At 50.8% G+C, this 25,428-nt stretch carries 18 protein-coding genes; 6 read left to right on the plus strand and 12 right to left on the minus strand.

All coding sequences use genetic code 11. The features are described 5' to 3' along the window. The first annotated feature begins 319 nt into the window (after positions 1-319). A complete protein-coding gene (locus H9I36_RS05305; protein WP_187384345.1) occupies positions 320-1,225 on the plus strand; it encodes a tetratricopeptide repeat protein in 906 nt (301 codons plus the stop codon). Positions 1,226-1,228: 3 nt separating this feature from the next. Here the strand turns inward: H9I36_RS05305 and H9I36_RS05310 are convergent, their stop codons facing one another. From H9I36_RS05310 to H9I36_RS05345, 8 genes are all read right to left on the minus strand, one after another. Beyond that, entirely contained in the window at positions 1,229-3,427 is a 2,199-nt protein-coding gene (locus H9I36_RS05310; protein WP_187384346.1) for a tetratricopeptide repeat protein, read from the minus strand. Continuing rightward, the gene (locus H9I36_RS05315; protein WP_187384347.1) at positions 3,417-4,220 is read right to left on the minus strand and encodes a hemolysin family protein; all 804 of its coding nucleotides are present in this window, start codon (positions 4,218-4,220) and stop codon (positions 3,417-3,419) included. Before H9I36_RS05315 ends, H9I36_RS05310 begins: the two co-directional genes overlap by 11 nt. A gap of 8 nt (positions 4,221-4,228) precedes the next feature. Beyond that, positions 4,229-4,711, minus strand: a complete 483-nt coding sequence (gene ybeY / locus H9I36_RS05320) for an rRNA maturation RNase YbeY (protein WP_187384348.1) — start codon at positions 4,709-4,711, stop codon at positions 4,229-4,231. After that, on the minus strand, positions 4,704-6,434 hold the full coding sequence (locus H9I36_RS05325; RefSeq protein WP_255422674.1) for an HD family phosphohydrolase: 1,731 nt from the start codon (positions 6,432-6,434) through the stop codon (positions 4,704-4,706). Before H9I36_RS05325 ends, ybeY begins: the two co-directional genes overlap by 8 nt. After that, positions 6,412-7,353 carry a PhoH family protein gene (locus tag H9I36_RS05330; protein WP_187384349.1) on the minus strand — a complete coding sequence of 314 codons (942 nt, stop codon included), beginning with the start codon at positions 7,351-7,353 and terminating at the stop codon, positions 6,412-6,414. Before H9I36_RS05330 ends, H9I36_RS05325 begins: the two co-directional genes overlap by 23 nt. 270 nt (positions 7,354-7,623) lie before the next feature. Next, positions 7,624-8,976: an MATE family efflux transporter gene (locus tag H9I36_RS05335; protein ID WP_187384350.1), complete on the minus strand. Its 1,353-nt coding sequence runs from the start codon at positions 8,974-8,976 to the stop codon at positions 7,624-7,626. A gap of 62 nt (positions 8,977-9,038) precedes the next feature. Beyond that, the gene (locus H9I36_RS05340; protein ID WP_187384351.1) at positions 9,039-10,691 is read right to left on the minus strand and encodes a COG3014 family protein; all 1,653 of its coding nucleotides are present in this window, start codon (positions 10,689-10,691) and stop codon (positions 9,039-9,041) included. A 1-nt stretch (position 10,692) separates the two neighbouring features. Continuing rightward, a complete protein-coding gene (locus H9I36_RS05345; protein ID WP_187384352.1) occupies positions 10,693-11,304 on the minus strand; it encodes a penicillin-binding protein activator LpoB in 612 nt (203 codons plus the stop codon). A 223-nt stretch (positions 11,305-11,527) separates the two neighbouring features. Here H9I36_RS05345 and H9I36_RS05350 point away from each other — a divergent pair, with 223 nt between their 5' ends. Beyond that, complete coding sequence (locus tag H9I36_RS05350; protein WP_187384353.1) at positions 11,528-12,211, plus strand: hypothetical protein; 684 nt, start codon at positions 11,528-11,530, stop codon at positions 12,209-12,211. Between the two features lie 54 nt (positions 12,212-12,265). Here the strand turns inward: H9I36_RS05350 and H9I36_RS05355 are convergent, their stop codons facing one another. The 4 genes from H9I36_RS05355 to H9I36_RS05370 all read right to left on the minus strand — a co-directional run bounded on the left by H9I36_RS05355 (position 12,266) and on the right by H9I36_RS05370 (position 20,523). Continuing rightward, positions 12,266-15,757: an LPS-assembly protein LptD gene (locus H9I36_RS05355; RefSeq protein WP_187384354.1), complete on the minus strand. Its 3,492-nt coding sequence runs from the start codon at positions 15,755-15,757 to the stop codon at positions 12,266-12,268. A gap of 7 nt (positions 15,758-15,764) precedes the next feature. Further along, positions 15,765-18,707, minus strand: a complete 2,943-nt coding sequence (gene uvrA / locus H9I36_RS05360; RefSeq protein ID WP_255422675.1) for an excinuclease ABC subunit UvrA — start codon at positions 18,705-18,707, stop codon at positions 15,765-15,767. A gap of 115 nt (positions 18,708-18,822) precedes the next feature. Then, positions 18,823-19,533, minus strand: coding sequence for a tRNA 2-thiocytidine biosynthesis TtcA family protein (locus H9I36_RS05365; RefSeq protein ID WP_187384355.1), 711 nt, complete (start codon positions 19,531-19,533; stop codon positions 18,823-18,825). Between the two features lie 6 nt (positions 19,534-19,539). After that, the gene (locus H9I36_RS05370; RefSeq protein ID WP_187384356.1) at positions 19,540-20,523 is read right to left on the minus strand and encodes a bifunctional 4-hydroxy-2-oxoglutarate aldolase/2-dehydro-3-deoxy-phosphogluconate aldolase; all 984 of its coding nucleotides are present in this window, start codon (positions 20,521-20,523) and stop codon (positions 19,540-19,542) included. A 240-nt stretch (positions 20,524-20,763) separates the two neighbouring features. Between H9I36_RS05370 and wbaP the strand changes: the two genes are divergently transcribed. The 4 genes from wbaP to H9I36_RS05390 are packed head-to-tail and all read left to right on the plus strand — an operon-like array spanning position 20,764 to position 25,411. Beyond that, on the plus strand, positions 20,764-22,194 hold the full coding sequence (gene wbaP, locus H9I36_RS05375) for an undecaprenyl-phosphate galactose phosphotransferase WbaP (RefSeq protein ID WP_187384357.1): 1,431 nt from the start codon (positions 20,764-20,766) through the stop codon (positions 22,192-22,194). Next, entirely contained in the window at positions 22,194-23,729 is a 1,536-nt protein-coding gene (locus H9I36_RS05380; protein ID WP_187384358.1) for a BamA/TamA family outer membrane protein, read from the plus strand. The genes wbaP and H9I36_RS05380 overlap by 1 nt, the downstream gene beginning before the upstream one ends. A gap of 31 nt (positions 23,730-23,760) precedes the next feature. Then, on the plus strand, positions 23,761-24,531 hold the full coding sequence (locus H9I36_RS05385; protein WP_222864649.1) for an oxygen-binding di-iron domain-containing protein: 771 nt from the start codon (positions 23,761-23,763) through the stop codon (positions 24,529-24,531). 16 nt (positions 24,532-24,547) lie between these two features. Further along, positions 24,548-25,411, plus strand: a complete 864-nt coding sequence (locus H9I36_RS05390) for a methyl-accepting chemotaxis protein (RefSeq protein WP_187384359.1) — start codon at positions 24,548-24,550, stop codon at positions 25,409-25,411. Positions 25,412-25,428: the final 17 nt, after the last annotated feature.

Below are 25,428 nucleotides of genomic sequence, written 5' to 3' on the forward strand. Positions count from 1 at the left end.
TTCAACTGCGACATTACGTAAACGTTTACGTAATATTTTACACCAAAATTTTTCACGCTTCAACTCACGCATTAGATTAAGTATACACCATTCCAGCTATTTGTCAATAAAAATTTTTATTTTTTTGAAAGGGAACTCTTTACCGTGTAAACGTGCGGCTGAAAGGAAAGCGTCGTATCGTGCGGGCATATCATTCAAACTTCGATTTTCGAAAGCGTTTTCAAATATACGGCAACACGCAGCCTGTATGTACCCTACGTAAAAATCCAACCTGTGTACGCGAATTGATTTTCGCGCCGTTTCGCGCTATCATACTTCTATGAAGCATTTTCGACCGCTCGTCATCACAGCCGTCTTTATATCCGCGTCCTTCGCCGCTTTTGCATCGGAGCGTCCCATCGTTACCGGCATAAAAGCCGAAGCCGGGTCGGCAAAGCGCATTTCCGTTACGTGGACGCCGCCTAAAAATCCCGAACCGGCCGTCACTTCTCTCGCCGTATTTCGAACGGAAGAACCTGTCGCGTCTTTTTCGCAGATAGCGTCCCTCGACCCTGTCGCACAACTTGCAAAAGACAGCGCATCGTTTGCCGACAGCGTTCCCGATTATAAAGATTATTATTATGCCGTCGTCGCCGTCACGGAAAAAGGACGCTACGACATCGTTATCCCCTCGGTAAATGCGACGGTAAACGGCGTGCACGCCCGGCTCCCGAAAAAAAACGCCGCAAAAGATACGAGCGCATCCGCACGGGAAAAGCTCTACCCTGAAGGCGCCGTCCGCGAAACGCCGCTTCCTTACATCGATTTGATCGAAAGTGTAAACGAAAACAAACGGACGGCTATGAGCAAAAGCACGAGAGAGCAGGCGCGGCTTCTTTCAGGTTCGGCGGAAAAAACGCGCGAGCCGCTTTCACCCCATGTGTTCGAAGAGGATTTGATTTCGCCGGACGGAGGTGACGATTACCTTTTGTTCGACGTTTTGAAAACGACCTTTATCAAACGGAAATACAAGGAAGCTCAAACCGAACTTTTGCGCCTGCTTGCAACGAACAGAAGCGATGCGGTTACGTCCCGCGCATTTTTTTATTTGGGCGAATCCTACTATTTCGGCGGAAACTACGCCGATGCGGTAAACGCCTTTTTGCACGTAACCGACGCCTACCCCTCCCTCGCAAAAAAATGGATCGATTCGTCGCTCGACTTCATGCAGCTGCAGAAAAATTAATAATTAATAAATACTGCGGATAATATCGATAAGTACGGGTTTCCGCCGTTCGCCCAAATCGCCGGCCAATACCGCTTTCGACTGTCCCGAGTCGGCAGTCTTTCCCGTACCGGCAGACGGCGCATTGTCGACGACGCGCGAAGCGTTTCCCGCTTTGCTTTCCGCAGCTTTATCGGGCATCGAAACAAGAACGACTTCATCGCCCGTGTTTACCCGATCGTAAAATCCGCTCTTTACGAACTCGCCTTCCGACACTTCTTCTCCCGCTTCGGTAATCGTAAGCGTGCCGAGCGCATCCTTGTCGGCGTATGTCAATCCAATTTCCGAATCCGCCGTTTTGAGCGCACCCTTGGGTACAACGGCGAACACCGCGCCTTTTTGCAGCAGTTCGGATCGACCGACATCGATCAATAAATTCGTCCCGCTCCTGTCGAGGATGTTCCCGCGGACGGGCAAACTCGAAAGGACTGAAGAGCGCAACCTGCGCAGCACGTTCGTATAGCGTCCGCTTCCGGTGCCGTAAAACGACATAGGTCTGACTGCCGAACCCGTACGACCGGAATACATCGCCGCATCGAGGACGATGTCGCGTTCGCCTTCGTCGAGCGAAAGCATGATAAAATAATCTTCGCCCGCGCTCTGCGCTTTTCGGTACGCTTCCCCGAAACCCGAAACGGGAGCCGTTCGTGCGTGCACGAATGTGACGGAAACGCCCGAAAACATATCGGCTGCAAACTCGGCGGTGATCATCGGAGAATCGGCGTGAACGAAGCGCGCGGTATTTTGCGTATAGTATAGACCGATACGCCAGCGAATTTTATCGAGGTAAAAGGGTTCGACGTTCCACCGCTTTGCAAGCGAATCCTGTAAAAGCGAATCGTAAGCTTCGACGGCATCGTCCAAGCGCTTTTCGCTCGTGCGGCGCGCTTCCGAAGAAACGCTTGAAAGGGGATCCCTGTTATCCTGTACGAATTTAAGCTGTTCGAGACAGAGTTCGTGCAAACCGTTTATGTCGAGCATTTCGGCAAAGGCTCTGCGCGCCGCGGTGTCCGTCGGGTTTACTTTCAGCGCCCGCTGGTACTCGTAGCTTGCACCCGTGCCGTCAAAGCGCTTCATATATTCGCCCGCATTTTTTATGTGCCACTTCGCCCATTCCTTTCTCCGCGCATCTTCGATCGGAACAGTTTTATTGACCTCGAGTTCGAGAGCCGCACGCATCACTTCATCGAAAGGATCGACTGAAAGCCCCGTCGTCCACGTCGCTATCGCATCGGCAGTATTTCCTAATCGATATTGAGAAAGCCCTTTTAAATACCACGCGCCGTTCGCATTCCTCGACCTCGCTATTCTGAAATCCGAAACGTCGATCGCATCGGCGTATTTATTTTCCGAATACAATATCGAAGCGAGCAGTTCGTATGCTTTGTCGTAGCGGCCGTTTATCTCAACTGCCGTGCGAGCCGCTTTTTCGGCAGCAGAAAGATTACCCTGCATAGCGGCGAGCTTTGCGCTCATATAGTGCACTTCCGCTTCGCCCGAATGATAGCGCAGCGCCTGCGACATATAACGGGAAGCAGCGGAGCTATTACCCCGCTCGGCTGAAACAAAGGCGAGGCTTAAAAGCGCTTTGCGGTTCGACGGATCTCTCTCAAGCGCTTCGGCGTATTTTCCTTCGGCTGCGGAAATCCTCCCGCTGAAAAGTTCGAGTTCCGCCATACCGAACCTCGCGTTGACGTCGTTCGGATACTGCGCCAATATTTTTTCGAATATGACCCGAGCTTCGGAAAGGTTTCCGAGCGCAATGCGGCACATACCTCGAAGATTTTGTACGGCCGTACTGTTCCGCGCATATTTTTCGGCGGACGAAAGATAGCCGAGCGCCGTGTCGTATTGACCGAGCTGATACGCGCACTCGGCGAGGCGGAACCACGCATCTGCATAAGCGGGATTTACGCGCACGGCTTCCAAAAAAAGTTCGGTCGCTTCGTACCACTCTTCCCCGTTCTGCCGTTCGACGCCGCGCGAATACAATTCGGCAGCCGTCGGAGGAGAAGCAAAAAGCGGAATCGCCAAAAGGAGAACGCACAGCGCACAGAAAACGATTTTTCGTTTTTTTTGCGCAGCCGGATCGATGACGGACTCCGTCGATATGTGAAAGCGGATTTTATCCGTCCGCCGCTTGCGCGTCATATTATTTGTCATCCTCGTTTTCATCTCCGCTTTTCCGTATCACTTTTATCATATTGATACGGTGTCCTTCCATATCCTGTATGATAAAATCGAATCCGCCCCACGATGCCTTTTCGTATTTTACCGGAATCTTTCCGAGCAAATCGAATACAAAGCCGCCGAGCGTATCGAAGTCTTCCGTCGGAAACTCCGCGCCGATCGTTTCGTTCAAATCATCCAAATCTATGCGCGCATCGCACAGCCAAATATTATTTCCGAGCGTGATGATATCTTCCCGCTCGTTGTCGAACTCATCCTGAATGTCGCCGACTATCTCTTCGATGATATCTTCCATCGTAACGATGCCGGAAATACCGCCGTATTCGTCGATAGCGATCGCGATGTGCAGGTGCCGCCGTTTAAACTCGCGCAAAAGCGAATCGATGCGCTTCGATTCAGGAATAAAATACGCTTTGCGGAGGATCTTTTCGAGATCGACCGTTTCATGAGAAGCGAAAATATGAATCAAATCTTTGACGTAAAGTATGCCGACCACATTGTCGATGGATTCGCTGTAGACCGGAATGCGCGAGTGACCGCTTTTGGCGATCTTTTCCATGAGTTCGTCGAGTTCGGTATCGACGGAAATAAAATCGACGTCGATACGCGGGATCATCACTTCCTTTACCGTCGTGTGCGACAGATCTTCGATGCCGCGTATCATGCTCCGTTTTTCTTCGTTGATAATTTCCTGCTGTTCGGGACTGACCGCTTCCGCATCGGAAGCGGCTTCTTCCTTTTTGCGTCCTAAACCGAATAATCCCATATACCACCTTACCCAATTATTTTTTCGCCGCACAATTTCGCAAGCGCCTGTTCCTGAATGACGAGCATATCGCATTGGGGAGCTTTACCCTCTTCGATATGCTCTTCTCCGTGATCGTATCCGTTTAAATGCAAAAGAGCGTGCACGATGAGACGCTTGAGCTCCGAGTTTTCGTCCGTCTCGAACGCGGCCGCATTTTTCGAAAGCGTGTCCAGGCTGATTGCAATGTCGCCCGCACACTTCCACTGCACGCCCTCTTCGTCTATATATGAAGCTCCGTTTTCAAAGGAGAGTACATCGGTCGTCCCTTCAATGCCGCGGTACGTTTTGTTGAGAAACGACATATACGCATCGTCGCACAGCAAAATTGAAATCTCCTCTCCGGAAAAACCGAGCGCATCTAGCGCCTTTTCCGTAAACGGCGCGACGCTTTCAATCCATGACGGAGGCACGACATTTTCGGAAAGGGACACGGCGATCCTGTCAGCCATTCGATTTTCCCGCATCCGATTTTTTATCGCTTATCTTGTCGTCCCCTTTTTTATCGGGAACTTTGTTTTCTCTGCCGTCTTTTTTATCATCGTCGGGATTTTTTTGATTCGGATATTCGATCCTGTTGTGATAGTAGCCTGCAAGCAACTGAACGAAAGCGCCCTTTATCTTCGACATATCGCGGAACGTCAAATCGCAGTTGTCGAGCTGACCGTGTTCGACCTTTGCGTTGAACAGCATTTGAATGAATTTATCGAGGCGCGATGCGGACGGATTCTCAAGCGTGCGGCACGCGGCTTCGACGGTATCGGCAAGCATGACGACGGCGCTTTCACGAGTCGTCGGAGGAGTACCGGTGTATCGAAATTCTTCGGGACTCACGTTCGGGTCCTTTTCTTTCGCTGCATTGTAAAAATACGAGATGACGCTGTTTCCGTGGTGCTCTGCGATGATGTTGATGATCTGCTCGGGCAAATGCATTTGGTGGGCTTTTTCGACGCCGCGCTTTACGTGGCTTTTAATGACGGCAACCGAAAGAGAGGGATTGATGTCGTCGTGCTTATTCGTGCCCGTTTGGTTTTCGACAAAGTATTCGCTTTGATCCATTTTGCCGATATCGTGGTAATACGCGCCGACGCGGGCGACGAGCGAGTTTGCGCCGATTTCGCGGCACGCGCTTTCGGCAAGCTGCGCGACCATGAGCGAATGCGTATAGGTGCCGCTCGCTCTAAGCATGAGGCGGCGCATCGTCGGATTGTTGAGATCGCTTAAATCCATGAGGCGGAATACCGATGCTGTATTCAGCACGAGTTCAAGCGGCGTCAAAAAACCGAGCGCGAGGATGCCGGAAATAAATCCGTTGAACGCGGCACCTGCAATCGCGATCGGCATTCTCTGAAAGCTTTCGTTGTCGATGACGATGAGTACGATCATGCATACGATATCGACAAGGGCAAGCAAAAGAGACGCGATGACCATATCGATTCTCCGCTCGATCTTTCGCACGATATTCGTCGCCGCAAGACACGAAAGTATCGTATACAAAAACGGAATGAACGCCCAGCCGGTTGCATTGTATACGCCGAACGCGGCTAGAGCACAAAACAACACCGAAGGAAGCTGCCCGTATAAAATCGCAACGAGCAGCGTACAGAACGCCGACGGGATGATCACCGGCAGCATATACGGTGAGGAAAAAGAAACCGTTTTAAGCGCAAACGCGGCGGCGGCATAGATGAAAAGAAAAAAAACGACTTGCAACACCGATTCACTTAAAAGAATTTTTCTCCCGAACGGCAGGAATGCGAACAGTAAAAACCACACGACGCCGAGAACAAGCAAAAATAATTCATTGTTGAGGAATTTCCGGTAATCGAAATATGCGGGCGATTCGGCGAGTTTTCGGAGTTTGTCGTAATTTTCCTGCTCGATCGCAAATCCCTTGTGAATGATTCGCTCGCCTTTTTGAATCACGATCGGGTTATCGAAAGTAGCGGCAATGTTCCGAGGTGCGATTATGTCGCGGTCGGCGATCTGCCCTATTTCAAAATCGTCAAGCGAAAAAGAGGCTATCGTCTGGCTCGTCGCAACATTTACGAAATTGAGAGCGGAAGCGGCGATATAGCCTGCAACGATCAAAAGGATAACGCGCCAGTGCTTTTTAATATATTCGGTACATACCGCTGCAAAACCGCGATCGTCATTGTCTTTCTTCATCTTCATACGCCTTTACTATTTTTCTTACGAGCGGAGCGCGTATCACATCGTCCGCCGTCAATTTCATCGTTCCGATATCCGGAATCGATTTTAATAAGCCGAGCGCGTGGACGAGTCCGCTTTCCGTCCGGCGCGGCAGATCGATCTGCGTGATATCGCCGGTGACAAACACTTTCACGTTTTCGCCCATCCGCGTCAAAAACATCTTCATCTGTTCGCGCGTCGTGTTTTGCGCTTCATCGAGAATGACGACGCTCGCTTCGAGTGTCCGTCCGCGCATATACGCAAGCGGCGCCGTTTCGACCGCACCCGATTCGACAAGGCGTCGTACCGTTTCCCTCGGCACAAGAGATTCCATAGCGTCGTAAAACGGACGCAAGTAGGGATGGAGTTTTTGTTCCAAATCGCCGGGCAGATAGCCGAGACTTTCGCCCGCTTCGACGACGGGGCGCGTTACGACGAGTTTCGATGTATTGTGGGAAAGAAGCATTTTCAGCGCTTCGGCGACCGCGAGAAAGGTTTTACCGCTGCCCGCAGCTCCCGTGCAGATGACCATGTCGAACGAGCGGAGCATATCGATATACCGCGCCTGATTGTCCGAACGAGGATAGATTTTCCTGAAACCTCCGGGGATCGAAATCGCGCTGTGCGAAATATCCAAGCTCGTTTTCGTATTCAAGATTGATGCGATGATGTTTTTGCCGTCTTCGTCGCCGCTTTCTATTTCGTCGATAATCCTATCGATGATAAACCGGAATTTTTCACGTATGACGGGATCCTCTTCATCTACGGAGAGCTCATTCCCCCGTGTAAACACCGGCACACCCAAATGCTCTTCGATGAGTTTCAAATTGCTGTCGTTCGTGCCGCAGACGCAGGATAAAACATCGGCATCCGGCACGACTATCGTATAAGCGCTATCCACAACCCACCAACACCCGCTCTCCGATCATCACCGTCAAATTATTGTATAAAATTATAAAGGCAGAGGATAATTTATGCAAGAGCGCATAATTCCGAGCAGTGCGCAGGAATTATGCGCGTCTCCTATGAAAGAAAAACGCCGCAGGCGTTTTTCGCCTTTCGACTTCATCAAGCGATTTCGAGCAGTGCGGAGAAATCGCGAGCGTATTGATAAAAGAAAAACGGCTCGACCGTTTTTCGCCTTTCGACTTACAGAGCGAAGCAGACCACCCTATCGCTCCGCAAGCGGTTTGATTTTCGCGCGGTACACTCTCGCCATAAAAAAGCACGAAAGAGAAAGCGACATGACTTCCGCGATCGGAAAGGCAAGCCATACGTCGTCAATATTGCGGGCAAGCGACAAAAGGTAGGCGGCGGGCAAAAGTACAAGGAACTGCCGCGCAAAAGAAACGAACATGCTGTACATCGCCGAACTGAACGCTTGAAATACCGACGACAACGAAATCGCGACGGCAGCCCCGACAAAGCTCGACGCGATGATGCGCATTGCGGGCACTCCGATCGCAAGCATAGTATCCGACGCTTGAAAGAGCTTTAACAACTGCACCGGAAAGAGTTCGAAAATAAGCGTACCGAAAGCCATAATGCAGACGGCAAGGATGATACCGCTTTTGATCGCCTGCACGATGCGCTTCTTGTGTTCCGCTCCGTAATTGTACGCGATGATCGGAACGATGCCGTTATTCAAACCGAAAACCGGCATAAAGATAAAGCTGTTCAGCTTAAAATACACGCCGTACACCGCGATCGCCGTTGACGAAAACGATCCGAGAATGAGGTTCAAAAAATAGGTCGTAACCGACGTGATCGAATTGAGCAGTATCGACGGCACGCCGACTTTATAAATCTGCTTTATTACGAGCGCGTCGGGGCGGAATCGCGAAAATCGCAATCGAATCTCTTTATTGATTTTTATATTGAAGACGAACGACAGGCACATGCTGAGCCACTGCCCGATGACGGTTGCGAGCGCCGCCCCCGTCATGCCCATGCGCGGAAAAGGACCGATGCCGAAGATAAGCAGCGGATCGAGAATAATATTCGTGAGCGCACCTGCCGTCTGCGAATACATCGTAAAGACCGTACGCCCCGTTCCCTGCAAAAGGCGGTCGAGCATGATTGCGGAAAACATACCGAAAGAGCCGAGTACGACAACGTTCAAATACTCCATGCCGAACTCGATGATTTCACGGTTGTCCGTCTGACTTGCAAGATAGGGACGCATACAAAAGAGACCTATAACGAAAAAGACGATAAAGCTGCACACGGCGAGAAAGAGCCCGTTTTCGGCGGCGGCGTTCACATCGTCCTGCTTTTTTTGTCCGAGGCGCATCGAAAGGAGGGCGTTGACGCCGACCGCCGTTCCGACACCTACGGAAATCATAAGCCCCTGAATGGGGAACGCGAGCGATACCGCCGTAAGCGCATTTTCGTTTATCTGCGCGACGAATACGCTGTCGACGATATTGTAGAGCGCCTGTACGAACATCGAAAACATCATCGGAAGCGACATGTTCAAGATAAGCTTGGTGACGGGCATCGTGCCCATTTTATTTTCCTGCATTGCTACCCAGTGTATAGGGAATGCCGCGCTCTGTCAAATCGCCTCTCATCGGGAAGGGCAACTCACTTTTTCATATACGACGATTCGATGAGGACGGGAACGCCCGATTCCACGTTGACGGATGCAAAGCGTTCTTGGAAGACGATATTCGATGACGCGTCGACATACTGCACGGTAACGTCGTAGCTTCCGGGGTCGACGGCACATCCGCCGGCATAGGCGCGCGCGGGCAGGCACACGCTTTGGCGAACGTCCGCGGTTTCCGCCGCATCGACCGCATCGATCGCAGCCGAGACGCTGAGATAGGCAAGCTCGTACAACAGCGCATCGGTAAACGATTTGCCGCTGCCGTTTTTATCGGCGAGCGCGGCGAGCGTCGCTTCCCCCGCAGTGACGGCGGCGGACTTTTTGAGCAGGCTCCGAACGACGCTCCTTGCAAAAGCTTTTGCCGCATGGGTGCGCACATCCTTATCGACGGCATCGTTGAAATCTTCAAGGAGGCTGAGGTCGCATACAGCAGCCGCCTCCCCCTTCCCGTCCGTGCCGATGACGGACGGATCTTCGTGTTTGCCTGCGGCAGTTCGGACGGTGGCAGATTTTCCGGATGCGTTTGCAGCGGAGACGAGTATCCGCACTCCCGCGATATGCTGCCGTATCGACGACGCATCGAAGGCCGGATACACGAACTTCAGGCGGAAGGCGGGGATGACGACACCGTTCGGAAACGGGGGCATCACGATCATCGCGGACGAACCGATACCGATGACGCTGAAGTTGAGGCCTGCGAGCCCGTTGACGACATCGCCCGGAAAATAAAACGACTGCTCGTATCTCCTTCCGATCAGGCCGTAAAACGCGAGCACGTCGAGCCTGCCTTTGCCCTCCGGTATCGCAAGCATTTGTGCAGCGGGAAAACGGGGACTGAGCATTGCAATGACATCGGCGTCGATCCGCGCGTCGTCTGCGTCTCCGTTCATGAGCCGGAAGAGCATGCTCACATAGCGGGAAGCGGCGGAATCGCGGAACACGTCGTCCTTTGTCGCTTGGGGCGGCGACTTTGCGATGAGCGCGGGCATATTGATACCGAACAAAGCTGCGGCGTAATCAGCATCGGTAATTTCGCGCTTTTGCGGAGCATCCTTTGCGAGCACGGCTTTTCCGTACTTCGCTATGTATTCGCGCTGTTTGTTGCCGATTTTTCTGATTTCGACAAGGGCGCCTTCCATATCGCCCCTATGATAATAATTGAGCGCGTTGAAGAGGTTTACGTAGAGGTACTCATACACCCTGCCCGAATACTCGGACGCATTTTCGTTCAGCGTCGCCGAAAGCACGGTTCGGGTAACGCTCTTCGTAACGGCGTCTTCCATGAGCGCATCGACTTTATTGCATACTTCGATCGACGAATCGTAGACTTTGCCGAAATGCTCGGCGAAGGCGAGATCGAGATATTGGCGGATACGCTCTCTGTTTGTGATCTTTTGTCCGAGCAAAAACGCCGTAGCGCTTTCAAAGTCCCCGTCGTCGAGAGCTTTGTAAAAACGGGCTTCATTGTACTTTTTCTTTTTAACGGCATGCGGACGCGAGTCGGTATGAACGAGCGCTTCCGCATCCCCCTTGGGCGCGGATACGCAGGATGCGAAGACGCAGATACACGCTGCGGCGATGCCGATTCGCAGCACATATTTTATGCTGCTGCATTCCGCCCGCTTCATGCTAGAGCTTTGCTGCCGGACGCTTTATCACTTTTTTGATTTCGCTGTTTTCACCGCTCCACAAAATCCTGTTTGTTTCGATGTCGTGCAGTTCGGCATATACGAAATACGCGCGGACCGATTTCCGCCCTTCTTTTTGCACCATCGTCTTGATCGAACCGAGGAGCATAACGTCGGCGCCCGTTTCGTTTTTTAAGCGCTTCATCGTTTCCGCACTCGAATTCGTCTGTTGATCGAGGCGTTCGTCGCGGAGTTCAGTGCGTTCGTTTTTATCGGAAACGAAATCCAAGGTTCCGCTGTTGATGATCGCACTCTGAAAACGCTTTTCGACGATGCTCGTATCGATGTGTTCGTCGCTGTCGTTGCGGATCTTGCCGACGATGGCGACGGGGTTCCGTCCGTTTTTACGGCGATATTGCGCGACGGCGGGTGAACTCGCACAGTCGGCGATGAGCGTCGCACAGACGATGCGCACATCATTGTCGTTCCAGTTGCCGTCCATGTCGATGATTTTATCGGCATCGACACGTCTCACTTTCGTCGTACCGCACGACGAAGCGACAAGCGCACAGAAAATCACTGCGGCGAATATACCGCGCCGTTTCGTATTCATACCTCTAATCATATTCATACTCCCATACGTTTCGAATCGATCGATATCGTTGCGCGTCATAGTAGCATAAAGCGGGGATTTATGATAGAGAACTGCGGACAACCTGTGGCTAGTTATCTATTGCTAACATCTGTAAAATTCGCTATACCGTAAGCGTACGTTTCGTATCCTCCGTATAGTCGGAGCGGCGGAACGACATAATCTATATCACAAGGAGTATGATATGAAAAAAACGACAATGACGCGTGTACTGGCAGCTCTGCTTTTTGCCGCAGCGCTTTCGTTTGCCGCAGCGGATCCTGCGACCGACGTAAAGATCGATTACAAAATGGATCTTTCGGTAAAAAACCACGACGCCGATTATTTTACGTGGACGGTCGGAAATGAAACAGTGCAGGACAAATTCGACGCTGCATCGGGCGCGAGTCTCAAAGGTTCCACAAAAGCATTCAACGCAGTCCGCTTCGCCGAACCGACGGCTGACAGAAAAGCTTCAATGCCTGCCGGACTTCGCAGCGTATTTTTATTTGCGCTTGCCGATCCGTCCTTTGTAAAAAGCCACGCGCTCCAAGTGACGAAAGACGCAGGCGTCATCACCGTGCGCTTTGTCCGCAAAACGAACGCGTTCGAATTGAAGACCGATAAAAAAGGAAACTTCAATCTGCTGACCGGATCGAAGATCGCAAAAAGCGTCACCGATAAAAAAGGCGACGGCTTTGTCATCAAACCCGAATACCTAAAGCAAGGTGGAGACGTAAGCAATATGGCAGACATCGATTGGAGCAAAATCCCGCTTGAAAGCGATGCGTTCAGTCCCGATGCCGCCTATCACTACGACGGAAACGTAAAGTTTACTTTTAAAAACAACGTGCTTCGCATCACGGGTACGCTCTCGCGCACGAAGTAAATCGATGCGATTTTGCGGGTACCGCTCATGCCCTGCGCATTGATCGGCACCCGCTTACGGGTTCAGTTCCCACTCTCCGTATTTATCGACGATCTTCGTCTTCATGCTTTCCATCGGTCGCCACACGACCGAAATCGTCACATAGGGATTGAAATCGTAATATTTTTTTCCTTTGTCCGTCACGAAGCGCGGCGCAACTTTAAACGTCGTATTGAAATCCCAATCGTGCAGATCGTGCGTAAGCGTAAAGTTCAAACTCTGCAGTTTGAAGCCCGACGCCTTTCGCCTGCTTTCGTCGTCGAATCGATACGAATTGAGTAAATCGAGGAGCATATTCGTCTCGCCGGGAATGCGCCCCGCTTCTCCGAGCATCTTTTGAAAATAGCGGTAAAGCACGGAATTGCGCGACGTCGAAGAAAAGGTGAGCGTAACGAATTTATTAATTTCGAAGTTGATCGACGGAGTAAAAAGAAAGTAACTGTTCGTCGGACGAAGAAGGTCGGCGACGACGCTCGTCGAAAGTCCTGGTGCGATTTTGACGCGGTTTTTCCAAAAATACCACGTGTCCTTCGGCAGCGTATAGGCAAACGAAAGCGAATACGGTAAAAACTCTTCTTTGGAGCGCACTTGCCATCCCGCCGTCGTATCGAAATCGTAGCCCTTCGTATACGACATCGTGTAAGAAGCCTCGAGTCCCTGCCACGAAAGCGTCAAACGCAGCGCATCGTCGTGATAGTTTTCCCAATTATAGTTGTACGACTCCGTAAACTTGAATGTATTATTAAAAAGTAAAATCGTAAGCGCCTGTTGTACAAGCTTTCGCTCCCATGTCGTATCGGTCGCGCTCTTTTGTTTGAATCCCGTCGAAAGCGAAAATGTCGTAAACGGAAAGGCAAGCGAAAGCGTTCCCGTGTATTCGTCGACTTGCGGCGGCAGCGTCATTGAAAGCACGAGGGACTGCGAAAAAGCGTCACTCTCGTTCATCGCATAGGTAAAGGAGAGCTGATGAGCGGTTACCGAATCCTTGTCGGTAAAATCGGGACCGTAATATTTCCAGTCGGGATTGTCGGCATCGGTTCCGAGAAATTCGCTTCTGAACAATTTGATCGTCGAATTATACGAGATACCCGTATTTTTAAACATGTCGATATAGTACAGCGGTTTTACGCTCACCGAATTCGTATTGACGATTTCCTGCGTCGACGCTTTAAAGTCGGCCACTTTGAGAGAATTGACGGCACTCTGCGTATAACCGCCCGTCGCCGTATCGGTCGAAATATACGGGTGCCGTTGAACGACGGGATTGTACGACACGCCGTTCGTAAGATTGAAAAAGCTCCCGCCGTAGCTCGCAACGGAATCGAGGGCGAGCGGCGTTTTGAGCGTATACATCGAAGAGCGAACTCTGCTCCATTGGAAATCTTCGGGCTTATCCAAACCCGTCGACGAATACGCGATCTGTGAAGTAAACGTCGGCTTCAGCGAATACGAAAGCTTATACTCGAAACCGGGAATCAACGTAACGGCCGATGATGAAGCCGTAAGAGACGGCAGCGCTTTTTCGAAAAATTTCGTATCTTCTTTCGCTTCCGCGCCGTCTGATAGTTTCGCACTGTCCGCAGCTCCAGCATTCTGTGCCGCGCTTTCGCCCTTTGTCGCGTCCGCACTTCCGGCTTGCGCCGTATCCGATCGCGTGAGCGCGGTATCCGGCGCACTGTTTCCTTCCGCCTGCGCGGCAGTCGCGCCGTCCGTCTTTTCTGCAGCCTTTGCCGCCTGTGCGGCTTTCGCCTTTTCGTCGGCAATCTCCTTTGCCGTTTTCAATTCGTCGGGAGCGATGAGCGGGACTTCGGGGGCGTTCTTTTTTGCCGCATTCGTTCCCTTCTCCGGATACGAAAAAATCGTTCCCGAAAGCGAAAAAGACGCCGTTGCGGGCGTGATCTGCGACGGATAATAAAATTTGCGCTCGGGCGAATAGGTTTTCAAATTGTCCGTAGTCGAAAGCGAATTGTTAAAGACGGAACTGTATACGACCGACGCGTTGAGTGACAAGGATAGGGACGTAATATACGGAGCGACGGGCACGGAAGACGGCAGCGAATACGAACTTGCGAGCGTCCATGAAAACGACGATATTTCGTTTACCGTCTTCGTTTCTCCCGAATCGGTACCCATCGATGTGAGATAGCCGATCCAATCCATCGTTTCGTTGCGCTCCGAAAAATCATCGGTGATAAAAGGATCCGAATACACCGGCATCGACAGAGACAGCGAAAAAGGTTTACTCAAAGCGAATTTGAAATTCGCACCGTAGCGAAAGGGCATTTCAACGCCCATAAAATTGGACGTATCGTAATACCGTTTTCCCGACAACGCATAGGGCGTATGGTTTCCGGCGGAATCCCGAAACACCGTATTGCTGAACGCGAGCTGAGCCGATGCCGTAACTTCGGTGATATAATCGTTCGGTTTAAAGACTCCTTCGAAGCCGGTCAAAAACCCGAGGTTTGAATACCAGTCGCCCATGATTTTAAAATAATTCGCCGTAGTGCCGGTATAGTCTTCGTCGAGATTGTGCAGGACGATCCCTTCGAGTTTTTGTTTTTTCAGCGTCGACGGCCGTATAAAATTGAACAGCGCTTTCAGGTTATCGCTGTCGTCGCTTTCGTCTTTTTTTTTCGCCGTATCTTTCGGCACGTACAGCGGCTTTCGCCCGTAGAGATAAGCGGTCGTTTGAATAAAATATCCGCGCCGTGCATCGTAACCGAATACGGGATTGTAAATGAGTTCGTCTTTCGGATAATAAAATGCCGGAAGGTAGAGCACGGGCACGACGCCGACATAGAGCAGCGCGTTGAAAAACGCAAACTCGCCGCCGGGAAGCAGCCAAATGCGCGTCGCGTCGATGTGCCAGTGAGGATTTTCGTCGTCGCAAAACGTAAGACTTCCGTTTTTAAAAGCGCCCGTATTCGATTCGCTTCTGCCGAACATATCGGATGCGACGATGAGCGTCGAACCCGACGGCAAATTGATCGAATCCGTCTGCGTCTGTACGATGCGCCCGTCGTCGAACACGCCTTCGAGCGTGGACGTGTTGAACATGAGTGACGACGCGGTTGCCGTACTGTTGCCGGCCGCGCCTCCCGCCTGTTCCATCGACACGCCCCCGGATGCGTACATCATCTGCGTCTTTCTGTCGTAAGTGATTCTCTCGGCGCGGATCGCCGTCTTCGTGTTTCCCTTCGCAACGGAAATGCGGACATCGCCTGAGAGTACGATCGAATCGTTTCCCGTCTCTTTGTTTTTTTCGTACGATGTCGATTGCGAATGCTCTATCGTGATGACGGTTTTTTCATCCTGCACCGTACGTGAAGAAGACGCATCGGCGGCCGTCTCTTTTTTTGCGGATGCGGAAGTTTCTTTTTCCGCTTGAGGATTTGCCCGAGACACATCGTTTCCCTCCGCCGCAGCTGCGCGATGTACACCGGCGGAAAAAAAGACGAGCAAAAAAATTAATAATTTTACGATACGGCGTTTCGGCACAATCATCTTTCAATCATTTTTTCCGTGTCGATTTTTTTGCGGCGGGACGGCGCTTTTCACGTTCGAGCATCTCTTTGATATAAGAGCCCGTATACGACTGTTTGACTTCTGCGACTTCTTCGGGCGTCCCTTTTGCGATGACATTTCCGCCGCGGAAACCGCCTTCCGGCCCCAAATCGATTATCCAATCGGCTTGGCAGATAACGTCGAGGTTGTGCTCGATCATAATCACCGTGTTGCCCGCGTCGACGAGGCGCTGAATCACTTCCATGAGCAGCATGACATCGGCAAAGTGCAAACCTGTCGTCGGTTCGTCGAGTATGTACATCGTTTTGCCCGTCGAAGTGCGCGCGAGTTCGGTTGCAAGCTTTACGCGCTGCGCTTCTCCGCCGGAAAGTGTGAGCGCCGACTGACCGAGCTGGATATAGCCGAGTCCGACCGACTTCAGCGTTTCGAGCTTGCGCGCAACGTGCGGGATGCCCGCAAAAAAATCGCACGCTTCTTCGATCGTCATATTGAGCACGTCGTTGATGTTTTTGCCCTTATACGTTACGTCGAGCGTCTCTTTGTTAAATCGCTTTCCGCCGCAAACGTCGCACTGGATGTACACGTCGGGCAAAAAATTCATTTCAATGACGATAGTCCCCGCGCCTTGACAATTTTCGCACCTGCCGCCCTTTACGTTAAAGCTGAATCTGCCCGGGCCGTAGCCTCGCGCTTTCGCTTCGGGAAGAGATGCAAAGAGATCGCGTATGCCGCTGAAAAGTCCGACGTATGTCGCAGGGTTCGACCGAGGCGTGCGCCCGATGGGGCTTTGATCGATATTGATAACTTTGTCGATATTCGAAACGCCTTCGATCTTTTCGAATTTGCCGACAGAGTATTTTGTACGCATAAGCTTATTGCTGAGCGCGGGATAGAGCACGTCGGAAAGCAGCGTCGATTTGCCGGATCCCGAAACGCCCGTTATACATGTAAAAGTACCGAGGGGAATCTTTACGGAAACGTTTTTCAGATTGTGCTCGGTCGCTCCCGTAAGTTCGATACAGCTTCCGTTGCCGCCCCTCCGTTCCTCAGGGATCGCCATGCGCAATTTTCCCGCAAGGTATTGACCTGTAACGCTTTCGGCGACGCGCGAAACCTGTTCGGGTGTTCCCGCAGCAACGACGCGGCCGCCGTGCACGCCCGCCGCAGGTCCCAAATCGACGAGGTAGTCCGCGGTTCGAAGCGTCTGTTCGTCGTGCTCGACGACGATGACCGTATTGCCCGCGTCGCGGAGGTAGGTCAGCGTGTCGATCAGTTTTTGATTGTCCCGCTGATGCAGTCCGATCGACGGTTCGTCGAGGATATACATGACGCCGACAAGGGCGCTTCCGATTTGCGTGGCAAGCCTGATCCTCTGCGCTTCGCCTCCCGACAGCGTTTCCGCCGCACGCTCAAGCGTCAGATAATCGAGTCCGACGTTTTTCAAAAAGCGCAGGCGCGAGCGTATCTCTTTTAAAACTTGGGACGCGATTTCGCTTTCGGAATTCGTCAATCGTATCTTGTCGAAAAAATCGATCGAATCGAGAACGGAAAATTCGGTGATTTCCCAAATATTTTTTCCGCCGACCGTCACTCCGAGCGCTTCAGGACGCAGTCTTTTTCCGCGGCACGCGGCGCATTCGCGGTGCGCCATGTATTTTTCGAGATTCGTCTTCATCTGGTCGCCCCACGCTTCCGTGTAGCGCCGCTTCATATCGTCGAAGAGACCCGGCCACGCCTGATCGTACACCGAATACCCTTCCCCGCTCTGCTTTTCGTATTCCCAGTGGATAGCGTCCTTCGTACCGTACAAAAGCGCATCTCTCTGCTTTTTCGTCAATTTTTCGATCGGCGTCGAAAGCGTAAATTTATACGCGTCCGCCAGCCCCTGCATGCGCGCAGTATTCCACGCGGACGAAGGATTGTACGGAAGGATAGCCCACTCGTCGAAAGATTTCGATTCGTCGGGAATCATCAGATTCAAATCGAATTCCATCTTTTCGCCCAAACCGGTGCATTCGGGACAGGCGCCGAAAGGATTGTTAAATGAAAAGAGGCGCGGCTGCAATTCGGGAATCGAAATACCGCAGGAGGGGCACGCGTTCTTTTGCGAAAAAAACACTTCGGCTTCCGAAGATGCTTCCCCGCCTGCAGCATCGTTTTTTTTCGTAACGATGATAGTACCGTTCGAACTTTTGAGCGCGGTTTCGACCGAATCCGCCAAACGCTTGCGTACGGAAGACGAAATGATAATCCTGTCGACGACGATTTCAATCGTGTGTTTTTTTTGCTTGTCGAGTTTGACCGTATCTTCCAAATCAGCCATAACGCCGTCCACCCGCGCGCGCGCAAAACCCGCTTTCCGCGCATCTTCGAATACTTTTTGATGTTCGCCTTTTTTTCCGCGCACCACCGGCGAAAGTATCTGCACCTTCGTACCCTCCGGCCAGCTCATCATCGTGTCGATGATTTGGTCGATCGACTGTTCGGCGATTTCACGTCCGCAGTTCGGACAGTGCGCGTGCCCGATGCGTGCAAAGAGAAGGCGATAGTAATCGTAGATTTCGGTGATCGTGCCGACCGTCGAACGAGGGTTTTTATTCGTCGATTTTTGTTCGATCGAAATCGCAGGCGAAAGCCCTTCGATCAAATCGACGTCGGGTTTGTCCATCGTACCCAAAAACTGGCGTGCGTACGACGAGAGGCTTTCCATATAACGCCGCTGCCCTTCGGCAAAGAGCGTGTCGAACGCGAGCGAAGATTTTCCCGAACCGGAAAGACCGGAAAGCACGACGAGTTTATTGCGCGGCAAATCGATGTCGACGTTTTGCAGATTGTGCTCGCGCGCACCTCTGATACTTATTTTTTCGCCCGTGACGGGCGCGATATTTTTCGCATATTTTTTCAACTGATAAGATGCGGATGATGCCATAGTACACATAAGTATAGCGCATAAGAGCTTCGCGCTCAAGGCGACGGGCAATTTTTCAATGTAGGATTTTCCGCTGCAGCGGCCGCCCCTCAGCGGATGTTCCGCAAAGTACGCTCTACGGCAGGTATTCGCTTCGGATGTTTTTCAGCGATAAAAAGAGGCGCATCTTTTTCGCATCGTTTCCGCCGGTAAGCCCTTCGAGCAAAAGACGCGCTTTTTTCCTTCCCGAATTATCCTGATAATCGCAGGTACAGACGGAAGATGCAAAACCTTTTTGCCGGGCGTAATCGACGAGTGTTTTTTCCCCGACATAGCACAGCGGGCGCAAAATCGTAACGGGATAATTTTTATACGAAAGCTTCGGCGGCATCGTCGAAAGTTCGCCCCTCTCGAGCATATTCATGAGAAGCGTTTCGAGGATATCGTCGAGGTGATGACCGAGCGCGATTTTATTGAATTTATGTTCGATCGCATAATTCAAAAGTTCCGTCCGCCGCTGCGTCGAACACCACCAGCAGTTCATCTTTTGTCCCTTTTTGAGCCGCGCGAGCACGTCGACGCCGATGATTTCAAAGGGCACGCCCCGCTCGCAAAATAAGCGCGCGATGCCTTCGGGAAAAGCGGGCGCAAAATCGCTTTGTACCGCGACGGCTTTATATGAAAAACTGCAATCGGGGCGCAATGAGCGGAGCGCAAAATACTCTGTGAGAGCGGTCGAATCCTTTCCGCCCGACGCGCCCACGAGGATGCGATCTCCGTCTTCGATCATCGCGTAATCGAAAACGGCTTTATCGATAAGGCTTTGCAGTTTCGGATGAGAGGCCATCTCGCTTCAGCGCTTTTTCAAATGGACGGCAAAACCGTTGATCTCTTTGTCCAGATAGATGAATTTCAACGGCGATTTTTTCGCATCCCCCGTCCACTGAGCGCTGTCGGCGACCGGCTTAAAACCGTAGGCGGCAAGGTACGTAAGCGCGCGTTCGATATTGCACGTCAGAATTCCGATGTGCCCGTTTTTGCCTTTTACGCCGTTTTTCATCAATTCGAATTCGGTTCCGCAAAACCACGACAATTCGCCTTCAACGCCTTTAAATCCGAACGCTTCGAATTCTTTTACACCTTCCGCGCATTCGCCCTCTCCGTGAAAATTTATGCCGACATGAGCAAAACCGAATCCGAGAGAAGCTTCGACCGCTTCTTTCGACAAGCGTGTAATTTCATCCCATCGTTTCGCTTTGATAAGGCTGCCTTTCACCATCCAGCTGCCGGAAACGGCCGCGACGTTCGACAGCGCAAAATAATTTGCCATATTGTCGAGATTCAATCCGCCGCTCGGAAGAAATTTTATACGCGGAAAGGGACCGGCAAAAGCTTTGAGCGCAGCGCAGCCGCCTGAAATTTCTGCAGGGAAAAATTTGAGCACGGAAAGACCTTTTGCAGAGGCAGCCGTAATTTCGCTCGCCGTAGAAACTCCGGGGTACGTGACGATACCGTGTGCAATGGAATAATCGACGACGTCTTCTTTAAAACCCGGAGAGACGATAAACTTTGCACCCGAATCGATCGCAGCCTTCGCAAGATCGACGCTCGTCACGGTACCGGCTCCGACATGCATCTCGGCAACTTTTTCGTGTACGTCGCGTATCGCGCGTGCGGTCCCTTCATAATCGGACGGGTTGCGAAAAGCGATCTCCATCGCAGTGATGCCGCCTTTGAGAAGAGCCGTTGCAAGCGGAACTGCGTTATCCGGCGAATCGAGCGCGACTACGGGAACGATACCCGTTTTGTACAATTCATCGTATTCTTTTTCAAACATATCGATACTCCTGAGCACCTCGAAAAGCTGCAGTTTTTCGAGGTGACTTTGAAAATGCGATTCTGCTTTGACAGTATATCACGTCCGCCGAACGATAGTACAGCGCATTGCAACATATTGAGTCAATCGATCCGCATCGGGTACATCATAGAATTGCGCAATAATTGTACCAATTATATCAATTGCGCCAATTGATTTGACATCGTTACATTTTTACTATAAAATAAAGAATAAAATGTTATGACAATCGACGAATTTCTTCGCTACTACAAACAGAATTTTCACCGCACGAGTTCATTCCTCGTAGGGCTTGTTTTAATGTTTGTCGATGCCGCAGCCCTCATGCTCAGCATCGGCACGAGCTTTTTTATCATCAACGCTATCAACAATTCCTTTATCAATTTTCGATCCTTTGTCACCTACAGCGTTTATATGCCGCTCATACTCGTCGTTTTTTATGCGGCGGGGCTTTATCCGGGCATCATGATCTCCCCCGTCGAAGAAGTAAAGCGGTTCAGTATCTGCACATTTTTCAGTTTTATCGGCATCGCGATCAGCATTCTCGTCAATGACGATCAAACGCGCATCGCCGTCGCTATCGCGCTCATGCTCGCCGTTCCCCTTGCGACGATTTTTTTGCCGATCGCACGGCAAATCGCTCGTTTCGCATTCGGTACCTATCACTGGTGGGGCTTGCCGGCCGTCATCTACTGTACCGGCTCAAGCGGAAACGCGGTCATCAACCGAATGCTCGAACGCTCCGATTTGGGCTATAAACCCGCCGTCATCATAAACAGCGGCTCCATTGCAAGCCCCATGCACGGCGGCATCCCCGTCTTTCCCCCGAGCAAAGAGCTGCTCGATACGATCCGCTCTCTCAAAATAAAAGCGGCTATCCTGTGCGATTACGAAAAAGCCGACGTATCGGATATCATGCAGGTATACCGCTATACGATCACCGTTTCAAAACATCAAAACAGATCGATATCGGGTTCCCCGCAGATAAAAGATATCGGCGGCATCGTCGGCTTCGCATCGACGCACAACCTCACAAAAAAGACGAACCGATTTGCAAAGCGCGCCATCGACATCGCGCTCCTCATCGTTTCGTTTCCGCTCGTACTGCCGCTGTGCATCGTCGTCGCGCTCATCATCAAAATCACGTCCCACGGTCCTGTTTTTTACGGACATCTGAGAGTGGGCAAAAATGGCAAACCGCTCAAGTGCTGGAAATTCCGTTCCATGTGCAAGGACGCCGACAAAAAACTCGACGCGCTCCTCGCGAAAAATCCCGATATGCGCGAACAATGGGAGCGCGAGCGAAAATTAGTCGACGATCCGCGAGTTACGCCGTTCGGAAAATTCATCAGAAAGACGAGCATCGACGAGCTGCCGCAATTTTGGAATATCCTTGCAGGAGAAATGAGTTTTATCGGTCCGCGTCCGGTTACCGAAGGCGAACTTGTCAAATACGGCTCCCAAGCCGATTATATCCTTTCGGTAACGCCCGGTCTTTCGGGTATGTGGCAGACATCGGGCAGAAGCGACACGGAATACGAAGAACGCATTACGCTAGACACGTACTATATTCAAAACTGGTCGATATGGCTCGATATATGGCTCATCATAAAAACCGTATGGGTCGTATTTAAAAGGAAAGGTGCGTATTAATGAAAAAGTATTGTATCGCTTTTGCGGTTTTGTTTGAACTGCTTGTTTCCGCATTTTCCTCGTCATATCGGATCAATTCCGTACATTATGTCGTCGAAGGCATGACAAAGGAATCGCTCGTCGAGCGCGAAGTAAAAATCGATAAGACGATTATTTTCCCCGATGAAGTCGCATTTGCAAAATACATCGACGACTATCGCCAGCGTCTTTTAAATACACGTCTCTTCGATGAAGTTTCCATCGACTATTCGACACGCCTCTTCGATGAGCAGGCCGATCTATATATCGCGGATTTGACGGTACGTCTCGACGACTCGTTTCATTTTATCATTATGCCCTATCCGAAATACGATTCGAACAGCGGTCTCACGCTGAAGCTGAAATTAAAAGATACGAACTTTTTCGGAACGATGAAAGATATGTCGTCCGATATCAATTTTATGCTTAAAACAGATGAAGACGATACCGAAATGAAACACATCGTCGACGATATGGGCATCACGATGGGCGTGAACCTTACATTCGACATCCCTTTCAGACTTGTAAATCTCAATGCGATGTGGACAAACAGTTACGGCATATCCTATACGATCGGTCACTCGTCTCCCGAATGGGATGCGGCGACGGGACTCGATTTTTCGGTGCCTCTCGGACATCGGACTTCGCTCGACTTTTCGTTCACGCAAGGGTTTACCCGAAACTTCGATTACCAAAAATACGAAGACGATACGTACTTTACCGAAAAAGGTAAAGTATCGCTTCCTATCGTGCTGCAGCGCATCGACAATTGGGGCAGCGTCGACTATACGCCCTATGTGAGCGCTACCCATTATTGGGATTTCGACGGCATCAGCAATTCGAACGAAGATCTTGCAAGTCCCCAGCTCGCCATCGGACAGACGATCGGGACGTCGCGCATCAACTGGAAAAACAATCTGCGTACCGGCTTATCGATTTCGACAACCCAGTCCTTTACTTATATTGTGCAAAACGAAAAACTCCAGCCGAAATTTTCCGCCGAATTCAAAGGCTTCAAAGGATTCGGACGGATCGGTATTGCAAGCGACCTGTACTTTTTTATGATGATGAACGGTACGGAAAACATCGGATCGCGCTTACGCGGTATCCGCGACAAACAGTATTTCAGTTCATCGTCGGGGTACGGCGACTCGTATGCGTGCAAAACATCCGGTGCGCTCGCGGTCAATCTCGATTTTCCGATCAGAGTGTTCACCACGCATTTTGAAAAAAACAGAGTGATGCGCAAGCTCAATTTCGAAGTACAGGTTGCCCCTTTTATCGACTTTGCGCTCATACACAATAAAGCGGCGGGTACGATTTTTTCGATCAAAGACGGATTTTATGCAGGCGGTTTGGAAGTGATCGTTTTCCCCGAAAGCTGGAAAAGCATACAGTTCCGCGCCAGTCTCGGAATCGATGCGGGACGTTACTTCTTAAAACGCTTTATCAATACAGATTGGAGAAGAGGGGTATCGAAATACGAACTGTCGATCGGTATCGGTCTGCATTATTAAAATCGGAAAACAAACTGCCGGAGGTTAAGATATGATTGAAGACAGCGAAGTGCACGGTATAGTTTTGTATGAAGACGACGACCACAAATTTATTTGGCTCGGTTCCGAAAGCAAATACCGAAAGGGTGCGGTGCAGACGATGCAGTACCTTATCATCGATCACGGCAAAGGCGTTTTGCTCGATCCGGGCGGAGTGCATCTTTTTTCGCGCGTCGTAACGGCCGTAAGCCGTTTTATATCTGTCGATAAAATCGACACGATCTTTTTTTCGCATCAGGATCCCGATGTATCTTCGGGCATTGCGCTGTGGCTCGGCATTACGCACGCAAAAGTATACATCTCCAACCTGTGGATACGCTTTTTGCCCCATTTCGGCATCGTCGATACGAAGCGCATCATCGGCATTCCCGACAAGGGCATGGATATCATGCTTGCTCCCGATTCCCGTCTGCGCTGCATTCCGTCGCATTTTATGCATTCGCCCGGACAGTTCGGCCTCTTCGACGAGCGATCGGGTATTTTATTTACAGGCGACATAGGTGCTGCGGTTTTTGATGAAACGAATGAAACGGCGTATGTCGGCGATTTCAACAAGCACATCCCGCTCATTAAAGATTTTCACGTGCGCTATATGGCGGCAAATAAAATCGTCCGTCGCTGGGTGGAACAGGTGCGCATCTTAAATCCGGCTATGCTCGCTCCTCAGCACGGAGCCATTTACAAAGATGAAAACGTGGGCAATTTTTTGAATTGGCTTGAAAACCTCCAGTGCGGTATCGATCTTATCGATACGCTTTTTTAACTGAGGGCGGTATATCATGAGCGAAAATAAAGAAAGCGAAATCATTCAAAACTTTACCGACATCGTCGATAAAACGGTCGTACGTTTTAATAAAAGCATGGTATTGGATTTTGTGACGGCGCATTCTTTTGAAATTATCGATCAGGCTGTCGTCCAACTGCAAAACGGTTTCGACACGATCGTCGCCGCATTTGAAGAAATTCAGGCAAGCGGTACCGCCTCTTCTTCGAATACCGGACGAGTCAACACGATGATGTCCGATATCTTAAACAACAATAAAAAGTTGCAATCGGAAATCAACGAGCGCGTGAGCGAAATCGAAGAAGCGTCGGTCAATGCGAAAAACGCCGCTTCAAATTTCGAACTGCTCAAAGAAAAAACGGCCGATGTCGCCGGCATGCTCGCAGGTATTCAAGACGTTTCGGTGAAAACGGGCATTCTCGCGATCAACGCATCCATCGAAGCCGCACGAGCCGGAAAAGTCGGAAGCGGCTTCAGAATCATCGCAAACGAAGTGCGCGCGTTGGCGACTCAGACCGGAGAATCCACAAAAAAAATCGAAGAAAAGCTCACCGAATTCCGCGAAACGGTCGACGAAATCAATAAAGACATGACGCTCTTTATCGAACTCTTTTCACGCTTCCAACAGTCGTTTACCGAAGTTTTAAATAATTTCAATCAAAACGCATCGACGCTTGACCGAGCGGGCAATTCGCTCAGCGAAATAGCGGCTGCAGTACAGGAGCAGGCGGGCGCGATGAAAGACGGTTTGGACTCTCTTGAAAAAGTAAACGGATCGCTGCACGACACGCATACCATCCTCGACGTCATCCAGACAAGCTATTCCTTTTTGGATACGCTTTTGGGACAAAAGCAGTAAAGGGCTTGATAATTTCC

Source organism: Treponema sp. Marseille-Q4130, assembly GCF_014334325.1.
Classification (GTDB): domain Bacteria; phylum Spirochaetota; class Spirochaetia; order Treponematales; family Treponemataceae; genus Treponema_D.